We start from the raw sequence: 14,938 nt of genomic DNA, 5'->3' as shown, positions 1-14,938 counted from the left end.
ATAAATTTATCATGATCTATTGCCATAAAACAATTTAAGTTCACTCTCAATAAAGTCTCTCACCAGCAGAGACTGATTAAAGTCATTTAAATCTCGAAAAACAAATACATCATAAAACTTCAGATTGCTGAATCGATTATTTGTGGGATGATATGAAGTTCCAAGATTAAAGTTACGCTTTTCTTTGAATTGCTTTGTTTTTGCTGCTGTAGAATTATTTAATGTATTTGTATATACATCAGAATTGCTAGCAAGTTTATTGCTTACAGCTACTCTAGCATTAGCATCCTTGCCTGTAAAAAAGTGAAGTACTCCATCTTTTTTAATTGCAGCACCACTCGTAGTACCACGTGACGCATAAATGACATATTCTTGTTGTGAGTCATCTTCATCACTTCTTGCATCAGACATATAGGCAGTAATATTGCCGAGCGCAGTATTACTTGTGTAGTTCGATGTTCCGTGAAAAACTCGATTGTAACGTGTTTTATTATCACTGTTTGCGAACGAAAATATGCTTAGCCCAGAAAAGCTATCTACGCCTGTCATTTCAGCGACAATACTCACAGATACACATTCGTTTGTTGATAAATACTGTTGATCTTGTATAAAGACATTTCCCAATGATGTGCTTGAGTTTGCTGTAGTTGAGCTACCTTGCCAAACTTGCGCACGATTACCTGATGTTTTTGCAATAAATTTTGGCTTTGCTGGATTATCAATAATACCCATTGTCGCATTTAGCTGCACAAGCTTTAAATCATAATCATTAATTAAGTTGTACATTTTACTGACATCATTATTTTCAGAAACTTTGACACCCAAACTTGCTGAAGCAATAGTGTGAACTTTGGAAGCTAATTTATTTGTCGCCAAAAAATTGCAAATGCGATTTAAATAATCTAGATCAGAAATAGTCCCGCCATCTGCCGCAACGCGATCAATATAGAGTTGAGCTAATTCAGATGCAGTGAGCAAATCTAGCGTATTAAACGTGTTTGTATTCGACAAAATAGGCTTGTCAGATTTAAGAACTAATGCCATTTTGATAAACCTCTTTTAAATTAATTAATAAAACGTCGATATTGTCTCGATATTCAATAACGCTCGATGTTTGTATGCCGCCCTCAACTGCAACAAGAACTAAATCATCGTTAATGACTTCAAGTGAAGAATAGCCCGCATATACAACATCTGAATAATATTGATAACGTCGTAAATTCCATGTTTGCCCGTCATCAAAGCTAAATAAAACCTGAAACTTACTTCTTGATTGGGGATTTGTTGGGGTAGCTACTACTAACGTGCCATCAGAAAATTTGTTAAGTGACGATTGGCAATGTGGACTTGTAATAGTTGAAGGCCCAACATAGCTTACAGTCAGACCATTATCTGTAGATTTGAAATACTGTTTATAGCCCGGCTTAGTTTCATCTCGCACAGTGATAAGTATTGAACCGTCACTTAGAATTACTAGCGAACTCTCATTAACCGTATTTGTAATTGTTGCAACATTACTCATCTGCCAAGTCGTGCCATTATCATCTGAATAAATAATTGCAATGCCGTTAATTCCCACAAAATAGACTGTAGTTAATAATCTGCCTTGTGCATTTTTAATAATTTTTGAACCAGTACCCAATACAAAATATTGTGCATTAACAGGAAGTAAATGAGATAGATCAAGTATTACGGGATTGGTCCAAGTCTGGCCATTGTCACTTGAATACGAAATGTATTGAACATACTTAATACCGGTTGTTTCGGCTGAAACTTCAAATAAAAGTATTAGTCGACCATCATTCGTATTACCCAGCGTTGCATGTTTAACAATGCCCCTTTCGACTATATTTTTTACACTGTAAAAAAGTACTGGTTCTGTCCGTGTGATGTTATATGCACTATCCCAAGTGATTGTGCATCGATATAACTCTGCCCCTTCAAAATCACCGTTATAACCATTTATTCCTCGATTAAAAAACAAGATTGCTGAATTATTTGAGGTCTTAAGAATTGCAGGTATTTTCTGATAACCAGACCCGTTCTCCCCTGCGGCAGAAACACGTTTATACCCAAGCATTCCAGTTTGCTTCTTTGCTTTGTCAAGAAATGTTAACAATCTAGATTTAGCTGTAGTTTGATAACTATTTAATGCGACAGCCACTTGTACTGAAAAGTCATTTTGATTTTTTAAAGCTGCAAGCTCCTCTTGTACTGAGCGCTTCAGGTTTGGAATGTAAAAGCGACCATCCAACAACACTGTAATTATTTCATTGTAAAAAACATCTGCAATAATTAGCGATTTTTCACTATCTTCAGTAAAGATTCGGTTTAGTGTTTCTTTAATATTAGATTCTACTTCGCTTAAGGATGTAGTTTCAGTCTTGAAGTCTTTTGCAATAACATCAAAAAACCAGTTTAGATTTCCACTTCTTTCAATTACGCCAATAACGTAACGGAGAAGATCTTCAAAGTGATAAATCGATTCAATATTGTCGAATTTCTGGATTAGTTTATTAACATGTTCTATTGAATTTTTTTCAGATTCATATACTTTCTCATCAACATAAGAACTTGCTTGATCGAGATCACTTAAATTTGTCTCAGTCCAAAAATTCCCCTCAGGTGAGCCAGCGGGCTTATTCCAATACCATACTTTTCCGGTATCTAATGCTTTTGCATAAATTTGGTTTTCTTTTGGCCTAGAAGCAGTTAACAAAGTAGTCGTTGCATAAATAGGGCTTTGAGATTCAATTGGCTTAATGAAGTCTACAATAGCACCAAGATTAGTTTTGAATTGCGCCTCTGTAACCGTAGGCCCAATTAAGGCGTCTTTATCAGGTACTGCCATAATATATTTCCCAAATAAAAAGCCCTGCGATTTGCTGGGCTTTGATTGAATATAAAATTGTTAAATTGATGTTTCTGGAACCGGTACAAACGGCGCTCCACGGAAGCGAGCTCGGTTATTAAATCGATTAGTACAGGTATCAAGTCGTTTATCACAACCCGGATAAACACGAATAGCTTCACCAATTGCTGGCATTTCTAAAAGCGGCAAAGTTAGAAGTAATGCACCTGTTTCATGTAAGCGTACAGTGCGTTTAATTCCAATATTTACCCCTTCTAAAAACTCTACAACACCTTGCGTAAACCATCCTTGAGGTTGGCTTAAATCACACAGAATTCTGTTAGGCGTACTATTTGCTCCAATAGTAGTATTAACGGCAAAGTCAGCACTACGTAAACCACAAGCGCTATCAAACAAGGTGTTTAAGCAGCCCGGTTGGTAAAGGTTGCGTGGCATCTGAAGTTTTAATCCGTCAACATCTGAAACCACACTGGCTTTAATTTCGTAACGGTCAAACTCTGGCTCTACAATTCGACCTTCAAATAAAACCAATGTGCCGGCACTTGTATCAGTTGGTGTCTGAGCATCCATAAAGATACGTTCTAATTTAAACCGTGCACCATCGAGTACGCCATTATGAAATGCTTGAGCCACTGGCACTTCACCAAATTTAGTACTCTCATTAGTACCAATCGTGATAGATAAATTATCTACTTCAATGCCCAAAGAAAGACTAATACCCTCACGGCTTATAATTGGACCTTGTGACGAAAATACTTTACCGCCCACGGTTAAATCAAAGTCATAATTTGTAAATCGATACTTAATGCCCTGAATCGTGGTAATCGTATATAGATCTGCCATTATGAATTGATTAGCATCTAATAAGGCAATAAGTTTCGGGGAAGCTTGTCTCATATCTTATTTCCTAGTGAACCAATCAATTCAACCTTTCCGGCTTTCCACAACTTGTCCATAAAGTTGACAAACTCTTGCTCATCATCTTTAAAGCGGCATCGATAATAGAATGTTCCTGAAACAGTGACTTCGATACCTTCTTCAATCGGTTCGGAAACTTCATACTTACCATCTGGAGTAATTTGTGCTGTTGCCTTACTCCACATAAGTTTTTCAGTGTTTGTGCTCCACATATTTTTACTGGCCAACTTATTCCACATGTTCGGATCAACATTTCCAATGATCTTGGCTTCAGTATTATTTAATGGAATCTGACTGGTATAGAGGGTTTTATAAAGCTGAAAAGATGTCGTTATACCATCACCTGTAAAGGTGCAGTTAAACTCAAAATCATCTGGCATTTTGAAAAGAAACGAATCAAAAGCACCACGGCGCTCTAAAAAGAAACCCTCTAACTGTTGAAACTCTTTTCTTCCTTTGTTTTCCCGTAAGAACGCATAGGACATTGAAATTTCATACTTGGGTACAGCCTGATAACTTGCCCGTAATTCACGACCATTTACTGATTGCATGATCTTGGTATTAAACATCGGGGTTTTGGTGAGATCCCACTCTAAACCCGGCAGTTCAGGAAACAATACGTCTGACATGAATCCTCCTTATTTACCAAAGCCACGGCGATAACCCTTTAAACCACCTGCTACTTCACGTCCGTGCTTTTTCATGAAGCGTTTAATATCTCTTGAATCCCAAGCCTGAATATTAAACACAGCATTTTCACCACCTTGGCCAGTAAGATCAGAATTATCTGACATACCTGAGTTGAATGTAGATTTCCCTAGCTCACGGATAGTGTTCGCATGTTGTGCGGGTAATACCATTTCATCTTCATGAAGTTGGGTTATAGGATTAACACCGGATGGAATATCGTAACCGCCCCGAGCAGATTTAATCTTGCCGGCTAGACCAGCAACTAAACCGAACGCAGCAGCACCGGCACCTACGGCGAGAACTGGACCAATATAGGGAATGGAAACCATTGCCTTAAATGCTCCGGCCATTGCCTCCCATGCGCTCATCATGATGCCTTTAATCGCCTCGGTTGCTTTTAGGCCTAATCGTGCTAAACCACCTGAAGCGGTTACACCGGTACGAGTCGCTTCACCTGCAATAGTTGCTCCTGTTTGTGCAGCTTGGCCAGATGCCTCGGCTACGGTTTCAGCTTTAATAAGACCAAGTTTTGCAGCTAAGCGTGGACCAAGGCTTGCCATATATTTTTTAAGTGGTGCTGTGACCATATTTTGAATGAACTCAGCTGAAAGCTCAGAGAAGATAGCATTCATGGCATTTTTCCACGTCAGCGTACCATTCAACATGGACTGAATACCCTTATCCCACAGACCCGACATACGAGAAGTTAAACCACCAAATTTAGCCTCAAAGTCTTTCATTTGAGCTTCTGTTAAAAGCCCTGTAGATTTTGTATCAGATACTTGTTTGCCCGTATCTAGACCTGAAATACTCTCAAGTATTTGCCCTTGATTTCCTTGCTTACCAGAAATCCCTGAAAGTTCATTTTCAAGATCTAGGCGGTCTAGAAGACCTTGGCGTTTTATCGCCGTAAGCGTGTCTTCTAAAAACTTTTCTCTCTGAACTTTTTGAACATGGGAAATCTTATTTGCATCAAAATCTGCTTGAACTTGTGCCATTTCAATTTGATATGTACGCTCAGCAACACGCTGAAAATGATCAATTTCAGCCTCGCGCATAACCTTGGTTTTTTCAAGCAACTCTAATCGTAATGCTAAAATTTTGTCATTAGCATCCTTCTCGGCTTTTGCTTTAGAGTCAGATTTTTCTGATATTGAAAGTTTAGAACTTTCTATCAATTCCAATTCGTTTTTAAGGTCAATTTCAACCTTCTTTTGAGCATCAGCATATTTATATTGCAATTGAAGTTTAAGTTTTTCAGCTTTTTCAATTTCATTTAACTGAGCTTGTAGTGCCTTATCATATTCATTAGACTCAGTTCCAGCAGCAACGCCATTGCTACCCGCCATATACCCTTTTACATTTTTGACATACTGCTTATTGATTGGCCCTAAACCAGTGCCCCTCTCTACGTTCCCCTCTCCAGCATGGTATGCTGAAATTGCTTTATTAATATCGCCAAACTTATCGAGTAAAAATCTTAAATATTGTGCTGCCCCATCTGCGGCCTGTTTAGTGTCAAATGGATTCAAAACACCAAAACGCTTGGCCGTAGCATCAAGTAACTGGAAGTTACCCTTAGCAGTACCGTATTTAGTTTGGGGGCCTTCTACATTTTTCCCTTTAGTTTCCTGCATGTTAATTGCCGATAACATGCCACTTGGTAAATTGTACTTTTGCTCAATTCCTGAATAGTTATACTTAGCAGCATTGGCTTTTACACGTTCATTAACCTGTAAGATTTTTTGCTGTTTTTCTAACAACTCATTTTGTTTTTTTACCTCCTCAGCAGCATTCTTTTCACTTTCAACTCTGGCATCTTCTTGCTGTTTGAGTTTGTAGGCTTGATTTATTGAATCTCCCAATCCCTTCGGAGTTTGTGCATTAAATGCCGTTCCAGATTTCTCCTTTGCATCCGCATAAAACTCGGCTTTTTCACGCGTATATCCTTGTTTCATTAAATCTTGAATATACTTTTCTTTCTCTTTAGCTAACTCAACGCCTTTAACATATTCAACTTGCTTAGCGCTTAAGTTGGTATATGCTTCAGTAACTTTATCAACTGACTTGGCATGATCATTATTGTCTGTTGTCCCTTGCTTAATAGTACCGTTATAAATTTTCAGTACCCGATCAGCCTCAACGACTTTCTTTGCCTCTTCCTTTAGAGAAAACACCTTGTCATCAATACTTCCTTTCGCATTAGCATTAACTGTTTTTAACTGATTGATACCCCCAGCTAATTGCTCAGCAACAATTCTACCTTTTCGGTATTCCTCAAAAAGATAACTGGCTGCTGCTCGATCCTCATCAGACACATCAGAATTACGAGTAATTGCATCTACGAGCCCTAGCAATTCATTTCTCTGGTTACGATAGGCTGTACTCGTTTTTTGCAACTCATCTGTAGCTTTACGTGTCAAAACCCGCTGCTGTGAGGCTTCAAGTTTTTCATATTCATCACGAAGTTCAGTAACAGACTTTTTTTGAGTATCCAAAGACGGCGCTAAATCATCACTACTATTTTTCATATAGAGAAATGCTGCACCTGCAGCAACGCCTTGAACGGCCAGCATAGCTAAACCAGCTGGACCACCTAATAAAGCTGACGCGCTACGCAACACTCCCATAGCTGTGGCTGTACGAATAGCTTGACCTTGCAATGCTGATAGCTGCACCTGATAGGCCACTCCCTGAGCAACACCAATTACAAACTCTCTTGTCAGAATTGCTAGTTGAACTGCTAAACGTGTCGCAATAACTGCGGCCAAAACAACTAAAACAGTTTTAATAGTGTCGAAATTTTTAGAGATAGCAGTTACTACAGGGGTAATATTATTAACAAGAATTGCTTGTAGGCCTTGGAACTGCAACTGCAACTTAAATACATTTTCTTTTGCTGTTTTTAAGTTGGCAATCATCTCTGTAGACATAATTGCTCCAGCCGCCTTAGCTTCATCCCCCCATTTTTTAAATCCCGCTCCACCATTTTGTAGCATTGGAATTAATGCGCTTCCGTCATCTACAAGCTGCTCCATGTAGGTGACAATTTCAGCATGGGATATGTTCGCTTTTTCTAAGCCGTTATAATAAGCCTGCAAAACATCTGGCCCACTTAGATCCTTAAATTGATCAATGGTGACGCCAACTTTTGGACCAATCTTTTCAAAAAAATCCATCATCTCGCCTTCACCACGGCGAGCTTCACCAAGTTTATCTAAAGCATCTTTGCCCATAGAGCCAAACTGGTCCATAGATAGGCCAGCCATTTCAGCGCCTTTAGAATAATACTGAAACTTTTCAGCTGAAGTGCCGACCAATTTTGCTAATTTATCTACTTCATTGCCTGTATCAATAGTTTGCTTAGCAAAAGCTACGAGGCCACCGATTGCTAAACTTTGTGCAAGTGTAGAGGCAATGTTCATACCTAAAGTTTTGATTCTGCTGTTGATGGAAGTTGAAACTCGATCAAAGCTTTCTTCCATACTGGATAAATCAACTCTAAAATCAATATTGCGCCCAATATTTTCAATATTATTGGCTGAACGCTCTACAATTGCTTCACCTTCATGCATTCCACGCTGAAGCTCCGCAGTGTTTGCACCTACCTGTACTTCAACACGATTTTCATTACTTGCCATATTGACCTCGCAGGCATAAGAAAACCCGCTTAAGCGGGTCATTACTTCCAATAAAAAAGGCACCAATTGGTGCCTTTATTTCATAAATTTAAGAGACTATTTTCTTTGTTCTAATAGTGCTTGATGGGTAATTTTCCAAGGTTCAAACCGTTCGCGCTCTAAAGTATATTTAAACTTATTTGCAGGAAAATTGCTTCCACCATCCTCGCCGCCATATTTATCGTCTGCGTAATCCCAACTAACAACCTCGTATTTATTAGTATTAATTTTTCTTATTGACTCAATATAAACATAGTTAAAGCCTATATTTTCCCCAAAAGCATAATCAGTTTGTATTGTGTATGGCTTCCAATCGCCATATTTGGCAACTTCAGTCACAAAACTTGACATACTACCTGATCCACCACCACACCCATGATCACCAGACCATAAAACATAAAATACAAAGGTGGATTGTTTAGGATCGTATTCGACTGTTTGAATATCTTTAATTGTGGTAGGGTCTTTATTTTCAGGATCATTTGAAAAGGATGACATACAAGAAACTAAGCCTGAATATTGTTTCATCATCTCCAATATTTTTTGTTTATCTTGCAACTCAGTACTAGCATGTGAGTAGGAAACAGAAAACAATAGTCCAGTTAAAAGAATGAATAGTTTATTCATTGGTTTTTACCAAATTTTATAAAGTCAAAAATAAGATAACAAACTCATTATTTATTGTCTTTTAAAAATACAAGGGCAACCTAAGTTACCCCTGCGGGAATGCTTTTAATGTTTCTAAAATATCTGGCAAATCTTCCTCTGGTATATCATCCTCTGGCTCATCTTTATCTACACCAAAGAAACAAGCCAGCATCAAGTAAATTCGATGAAGATTAACCTCTTCGGGAGGAAACTTTTTGTTATAAGCATTCATTGCTCTTAAACGTGGTAAGTCCATTTCATTACGTACGTAATCATAGTCCTTACCAGTTTTAAGCACTAAATGAGTGTAAAGCTCCTCCCAGTCTATTCCCCCGAATCGGTTGCCTCTTTGTCGCCTTTATGGTCAAGACCAGAAACGTTTACCACAAGATCCAAAATTTCTTGCATATTGCCGATATCAATCAATTCATCCGCAATAAATTCACGGGTAATGTCAGGATAATTTCGCTTTAAACAAATGTGGGCCATATCAATAATGACTGCTACCGGCACTGAAGCCGAGCTTAATTGATCCTGAAAACGCTCAATAGCCCCCAAAGGAGCCGGTGCAAAAATCCATTTCTGGCCAGCAATTTTTTTTTCGTTTCCGCGTGGGTTATCAACTTGGTTAAATTGCATTTACTTTTACTCCGAAATTGACCAATCAAATACACGACCTAAATCATCAGCAAACGCCTGAAACTCAAATTCTGGCGTATCGTAATCGTCTTGCTTGCCGGCAAGAGACATTTTTGTACTGACACATTTGAAGAGGTGCAGAGTTAAGATTTTGCCGTGATACTCCTTATGAAGATCTAACGAGAATGACGGCGCCTCACCCATTGGCAAATTCATAACTGTTGAAGACTTCGCACCGGCCATAGTTGTGGAATACCGATAATTAATAAACACCGGCAAATTTGCATCAGCTGTAGCAAATGTATATGCACCTGTAGACTCATCAACTGAGTATTGCCCTGCTGCGGGTGCAGATGCTACACGCGTTAATGGAACAGCCTTTGCATTAGTTACACCTAGATCCGCAACAAAAACCCCAGCATTTGGCGGGGTTGGTGTAACGGTTCCACCTACAGGCACTGGTGTAGCAGTCAGTGAGCGCGCCACTGCTGTAGCTGAACCCGTAGACATGGCTTGACCAAATAAAATGCTATTAACCAGAAGACCATTTAAACGAGCAACTTTTGCTTTACCTGTAATCTTGCCTTTACCACGTGCAATATCTACAGGGAACTGCCCTTGACCATAAAGCTCTTTTACATCGAAGCTAAAATCAACCGAGTTATCTTGTAAAATCCCAAGCTCGAAAGATGTTGGTTTGGCAATCTGTGCGCCGTATGCATCAGATAATGGTGTAGCAAATAGATTACCCACACCAAATGAATACTGAGCCATATGTAATACTCCATAAAAAAACCTGCTAAAAAGCAGGTCTTTGGTGAAAATTTAATTAATTAACTAAAATGCTGATCGGTATGACGGCGACGGCTTGATCACCTAACGTACCCTCATCTGTTTCAATGGTTCCATCAATCCAGCAATGAGTAACTAAACTATTTAAAGTCTGACATTTTTCAATTTCTGGAAATTCCGGTTGTAAAGCTGCTTCAATAGCATCGACTAATGGATTAAGCACACTAGATGGAACCTGCTCACCGGTTGTACGTGCGTATAAATAAATGTCTGCATATAACGTCCATTTAGGCTTTACACCAGTAGCTGGGCTGCCTTGAGCTACGCTTTGCTGCCCTTGGGCTAAACATAAATATGGCTGTTCAATGTCAGGCACATCATTCCAATGTCTTAAACGCCGTTCAGCAGTAACAAAACCATCAATATTTTTTAATAGATCAAAGAGAGCTATAAAAATTGCTTCACGATTAATACTCATGCTATGCCCCGCCGTATTGATACTTCCAGATCCTGTTTAATCTCCTTTCTCATCTCTTCTAAGGCAGACCTTAAAAAAGATTTTTCAGGCAAATCAACCTTACGTGTGTGAGTCTTAATACTGACTTGCTTAGGACTAATAGATTTACCAAAAGCCATTTTGATCATTCTCAAATGAGCCTTTACTGTTACGTCACCATTGAATCCATACTCATGAGGAGGAGCATATTCAACGTTAGTACCGACAATACCTGTAACACCATTGCTTAGATCTATAACTTTTTGTGTGATGGATCTGCGCAAACGTCCAGTTCGTACATTGAGTACTTGGCCGCTAAGCTTCTCTCGTTTCACCTTGATCAAAAGTTTAAGAGTGGATCTGACAATAGATTGCCTAACCGCTTCATCAATCTGATCAACTGTACCTGTTAGCTTTGCATCACCATCAACATGATAATTAATCATCATATTGGAACAACTCGCTTATATTGCTGTAGTGTTGCTCTTGCCGATGGAGTTAATTCGCCTATGAAAAATGAAATAGTTTCATTTGCCAATGTTTTAGACTGTATACCGATTCTGTCTTTTTCCTTGTAACGTAGCGCTACAAGGTCAATTACAGCTTGTTCAATATCACTCGGGACTTCATCAAATCCGGCTTCATATTCAATCTGAATATTTCGCCGGCCATGATGAAAGCAATCACCTTGCAAAATTAACCACCAATCAGCCCATCGATAACCGTAGTCGTGAAAATTGGACGATTCTGGTATTACCCTACCATTTACAAGAACTTTGCTAATAAGGCGTATATCAGGCTCTTTTAGAACTAGTTCAGATTTTCCGTTTCCATCTCGATATTCAGTTACTGAATGTCTTAAGACTTCCCGCTCTAGCCAATTTTCAATAAAGGCACTTGCAGCATCGATCATGCGTGAAAGTAAGGCATCTGCTTCAAGTTGAGACGATTTAAGCCCTAAAAACTCCTTAACTTTTTCTAATGTTGTAAGTGCCATATTGATTACGCCTTTTTACCTTTAGCTTTGTCGGCATCTGCTTCAGCTGGAGCTGATGCATTAGCAGCAGCTGCGGCCTCAGCCTCCGCTTTAGCTTTGTCGGCTGCATCCGCTTTTGCCTGCGCTTTTGCCTTGGCCTCTTCCTCGGCTTTAGCCTTAGCCAGCTTTTCATTTTCTGCCGCTTCTTTGGCTGCGGCCTCAGCTGCTTTAGCGGCTTTAGCTGCGGCTTCACGAAGAGCTACCAAATCATCCGGCTTCCCAACCGTAAAACCTAACGGCTCTACAAATGGCCAGATATTCTCATCTGTCTCAACAAAACCGTCTTTAACTTCAAGCTCTACACCTGCGACACTAACCGATGTCACACCCTCAGGGGCTTTAAATAATCCCATTTGCTTTACTCCAAGAAAATGCCCAGCGGATTAGGCTGGGCAATAAATTTAAGATTGAACTGGTTTTGCAATATTGGTGATGATACCCATCGAGAAAGGTGCGTAATGTTGAAGCACCCCATCTGCATACACACCATATTCATAGCGGCGTGTACGTAGTGGCCATTCAATTTGATGATAATCACGGCGCATTTTCATCTGTACGATGTTACCAACGTTCGCCAATGGATAAGGCAAGCGTGAGGTAAACATAAAGATGGTACCAGCCGCTAAGTTAGGGTGAATACGCAAAGGAACGCGCTGGCCAGTAATCTTGTTCTGATAGCTACCAACCACCACACCTGCTTGAAGAGATGCAGGGTTATTAGCATCTACATTCAAGTGTAGTAATGGAGCACCACCATTTTTGATGATTAAAGATGTAATGGTTAATAACTCTTGCGTACTAACGTAAATCACATCAGGGCTTAAGCGATATTTGCGGTAGAAATATTCAAAAGCTTCTTCAAACTCCACTATACCGCCAGCACCATCACTTGTTAGTGTGGTACCAACACCAGCAGTACCTGTAGGCATAACTTTTACATATGCATTGCTACTAGGTTTAAATGCTTGGATTAAAAGTCCGTCAAAATCAATTGTACTTGTAGAGTTATCTTCATCCACTAACGTACTTGCTAACTGTGCGTTTGGATCTGCCGCTTGCTTGAGAATCACACTGTTAACAGTTGAAACCACTACTAGACGCTCAGATCCTGCCGCCCCGATATACCAAGCATAACCAACTGCCCCAATAACTGGTGTTACTGTAGCTGTGATAGAGCTGGTTGTACCTGTAGTGGCTACAGTGGCTGCCGTTGATTTACGAGCCGAACCACCGCCAAACTCTTCAGTAGTACCATCTGCATTTGTACGGGTAATTTTGCTTGGTACTTTTGAGCTTGCATCGAATTGCTGACCAATCCCGCCGTTATTCACCCCAACCACATCTAAATAAGCTTGTGGACCAAGGGCAACACAGATAACCGACCATGTTTGAGCAGCCAACGTACCACCTGTGCCAACTGCTGCAAGTGTTGGTGTTGGTGTAGTACCCATAGCCAAAGAAGTATTACCACCAATGATTAGTCGCTCTTCTTCGATCATAGTTGCTTCAAGGGTTTGTTGTACTGCCAAAGCTTTGACATCTTCAAAATTTTTAGCAGCATAATCAGCTTCCCAAGTAACGCTATTTTCTAAGCCCCAACCACGAAAAGAAGCAAAGTAATCTTCTGTTTTATGTTGGATAACTCCACCACGGCGCCCTTCAGAAACCCCTGCACGTTGGTTATTTACGTTAATTGCAGTAATTACACGCCAGTTCGCTTGAGTTGCAAAACCATTCGTCACGCGGGAAATACTGTTACGTAAAGGAGTTAATACAGGATAAAACTTTTTAGAAGGAGCTTCTAAGTCATATGCCTGTAGGCCTGTAGTTGGGCCATCGGGTTGTGTAAATGACTTGGTTAAGTCATTAGTATCTTGCATTGCTTTACCCTGAGCGGTTTTGATTGCATCTAGAGCGTCATTTAAATCTGGCATGTGTTATCTCCCGCCAAAGAAAAGCCCGCAAAAGCGGGCATAAAATTTAATTTAGGACTAATTGATTAAATACGTTGTGCTTGCGCGCTTTTAATCATTGTTGCGATTTCATTGACCTCGCCGTTACCATCTAGCACCGGCTCAACCTGATCTTTTTTAATAACGGTTGTATCTTCCGCTTTACTAAGGTTCATTAACGCAGCTTTTGGTGTTTCAGGTTGTTTCTCCAGTTCAGTGACACGCTTTTGCAACGTATCGCGCTCTTGTTCGACTTTGGCCAGATTTGCTTTAGTTAAAGTTAAATCATCTGTGACCTTTTTAAGTTCACCTGCGTCCGCTCCTTTCTCGATTTGAGTTTGCGCCGCATCATTTGGAGCACTCGCATCTTCTGGGCTATAGGCTTTGATGTTAGAAATTTTCTCTGCACATTTTTCAATGGTCTGACGAATATCATCCAACTCTGCTTTTGTTGGATTCGATACGATGACTTCGGCCTTTCGTAAGTTTTCACACCCTTCGGCCTTACAAATTTCATTAGCGCGTGCAACCATTGTGGCAACTTCCTCTTGAGCCATAGTGCTAAAGATTTCAGCGCCTGATTCAATCCATGCACGGAGTTGCTCAGGGATTGGGCTGTCATCTCCACGCCAGCGAGATTCGTCTTTAACGGAGTAAATGAGCCACATGATGTCTTGTAGTACATTGGCCATCTCCTTTACATCGCCCATGCTCTTAGTTAGCGGATCAATTGCGTTTTCTTCGCCAGCAGATAAACCATCCGCTTTATAACAGGTAATCACGGCGCTTGGGTTTGCTGGGCGGTCTACCAGTGAGATTTCTACCAACTGAATGCCCGTAACAATTGATTTGTTAAGATCATCCCGTTTGGTAACACTTCCACCAATACTGAAACCCTTGTAGACACCAGTTTTAACTTTTTTGATTGCTTCACTATCAACAATGTGAGCTTTTAAAGTAGTGATATTATTGTCATCTACATTAATTTCTAACGCCGTGCCAGCTGCAAGGGGTTGATGCATTTCACGGACTGCACCGAACTTCATGTAATCAGGAATAGCTGAACGCATGGCATCAGCTTTCACAATTTCCTTATCGCTGTCTTCATCTTCAGTAGATGCCACACCTTCAACAATGATTGTTCCATCGTCCTGATCTTGAATTTTCTGGATTGCTCCAAAAAGTTTTTTTAATTTCATAAGAAAACCTCAGATG

General features: G+C 39.9%; 15 protein-coding genes. All 15 read right to left on the bottom strand.

What is annotated here, in order from left to right; all coding sequences use genetic code 11:
* Window positions 1-9: 9 nt before the first annotated feature.
* Window positions 10-1,044 (bottom strand): hypothetical protein, encoded by a 1,035-nt coding sequence (locus NQ782_RS00200; RefSeq protein ID WP_267581161.1) that lies wholly within the window; start codon window positions 1,042-1,044, stop codon window positions 10-12.
* The gene (locus tag NQ782_RS00195) at window positions 1,028-2,851 is read right to left on the bottom strand and encodes a sialidase family protein (RefSeq protein WP_267581160.1); all 1,824 of its coding nucleotides are present in this window, start codon (window positions 2,849-2,851) and stop codon (window positions 1,028-1,030) included. Before NQ782_RS00195 ends, NQ782_RS00200 begins: the two co-directional genes overlap by 17 nt.
* A 60-nt stretch (window positions 2,852-2,911) precedes the next feature.
* Complete coding sequence (locus NQ782_RS00190) at window positions 2,912-3,769, bottom strand: DUF2163 domain-containing protein (RefSeq protein WP_267581158.1); 858 nt, start codon at window positions 3,767-3,769, stop codon at window positions 2,912-2,914.
* Window positions 3,766-4,419 (bottom strand): DUF2460 domain-containing protein, encoded by a 654-nt coding sequence (locus tag NQ782_RS00185; RefSeq protein WP_267581156.1) that lies wholly within the window; start codon window positions 4,417-4,419, stop codon window positions 3,766-3,768. The genes NQ782_RS00190 and NQ782_RS00185 overlap by 4 nt, the downstream gene beginning before the upstream one ends.
* A 9-nt stretch (window positions 4,420-4,428) precedes the next feature.
* Window positions 4,429-8,121 (bottom strand): transglycosylase SLT domain-containing protein, encoded by a 3,693-nt coding sequence (locus tag NQ782_RS00180; RefSeq protein ID WP_267581155.1) that lies wholly within the window; start codon window positions 8,119-8,121, stop codon window positions 4,429-4,431.
* Between the two features lie 96 nt (window positions 8,122-8,217).
* Entirely contained in the window at window positions 8,218-8,787 is a 570-nt protein-coding gene (locus NQ782_RS00175; protein ID WP_002114637.1) for a hypothetical protein, read from the bottom strand.
* 85 nt (window positions 8,788-8,872) lie between these two features.
* Window positions 8,873-9,064, bottom strand: a complete 192-nt coding sequence (locus tag NQ782_RS00170; RefSeq protein ID WP_050459172.1) for a hypothetical protein — start codon at window positions 9,062-9,064, stop codon at window positions 8,873-8,875.
* Between the two features lie 68 nt (window positions 9,065-9,132).
* Entirely contained in the window at window positions 9,133-9,447 is a 315-nt protein-coding gene (locus NQ782_RS00165) for a hypothetical protein (protein ID WP_068553284.1), read from the bottom strand.
* Window positions 9,448-9,453: 6 nt separating this feature from the next.
* The gene (locus tag NQ782_RS00160; protein ID WP_016802933.1) at window positions 9,454-10,221 is read right to left on the bottom strand and encodes a hypothetical protein; all 768 of its coding nucleotides are present in this window, start codon (window positions 10,219-10,221) and stop codon (window positions 9,454-9,456) included.
* A 55-nt stretch (window positions 10,222-10,276) separates the two neighbouring features.
* A complete protein-coding gene (locus NQ782_RS00155; protein ID WP_050676547.1) occupies window positions 10,277-10,717 on the bottom strand; it encodes a hypothetical protein in 441 nt (146 codons plus the stop codon).
* On the bottom strand, window positions 10,714-11,184 hold the full coding sequence (locus NQ782_RS00150; protein ID WP_267581154.1) for an HK97 gp10 family phage protein: 471 nt from the start codon (window positions 11,182-11,184) through the stop codon (window positions 10,714-10,716). Before NQ782_RS00150 ends, NQ782_RS00155 begins: the two co-directional genes overlap by 4 nt.
* On the bottom strand, window positions 11,181-11,732 hold the full coding sequence (locus NQ782_RS00145) for a head-tail connector protein (RefSeq protein WP_267581153.1): 552 nt from the start codon (window positions 11,730-11,732) through the stop codon (window positions 11,181-11,183). The genes NQ782_RS00150 and NQ782_RS00145 overlap by 4 nt, the downstream gene beginning before the upstream one ends.
* Window positions 11,733-11,737: 5 nt before the next feature.
* Entirely contained in the window at window positions 11,738-12,124 is a 387-nt protein-coding gene (locus tag NQ782_RS00140) for a hypothetical protein (protein ID WP_086249925.1), read from the bottom strand.
* Window positions 12,125-12,172: 48 nt separating this feature from the next.
* A complete protein-coding gene (locus NQ782_RS00135; protein ID WP_023187815.1) occupies window positions 12,173-13,705 on the bottom strand; it encodes a hypothetical protein in 1,533 nt (510 codons plus the stop codon).
* 65 nt (window positions 13,706-13,770) lie between these two features.
* Window positions 13,771-14,922: an HK97 family phage prohead protease gene (locus NQ782_RS00130; protein WP_057061375.1), complete on the bottom strand. Its 1,152-nt coding sequence runs from the start codon at window positions 14,920-14,922 to the stop codon at window positions 13,771-13,773.
* Window positions 14,923-14,938 lie beyond the last annotated feature (16 nt).

The organism is Acinetobacter sp. BD54 (assembly GCF_044778325.1).
Lineage (GTDB): Bacteria > Pseudomonadota > Gammaproteobacteria > Pseudomonadales > Moraxellaceae > Acinetobacter > Acinetobacter baumannii.
Note: the sequence above shows the minus strand (reverse complement) of the source record. Positions and strands in the feature narration are given on the sequence as shown.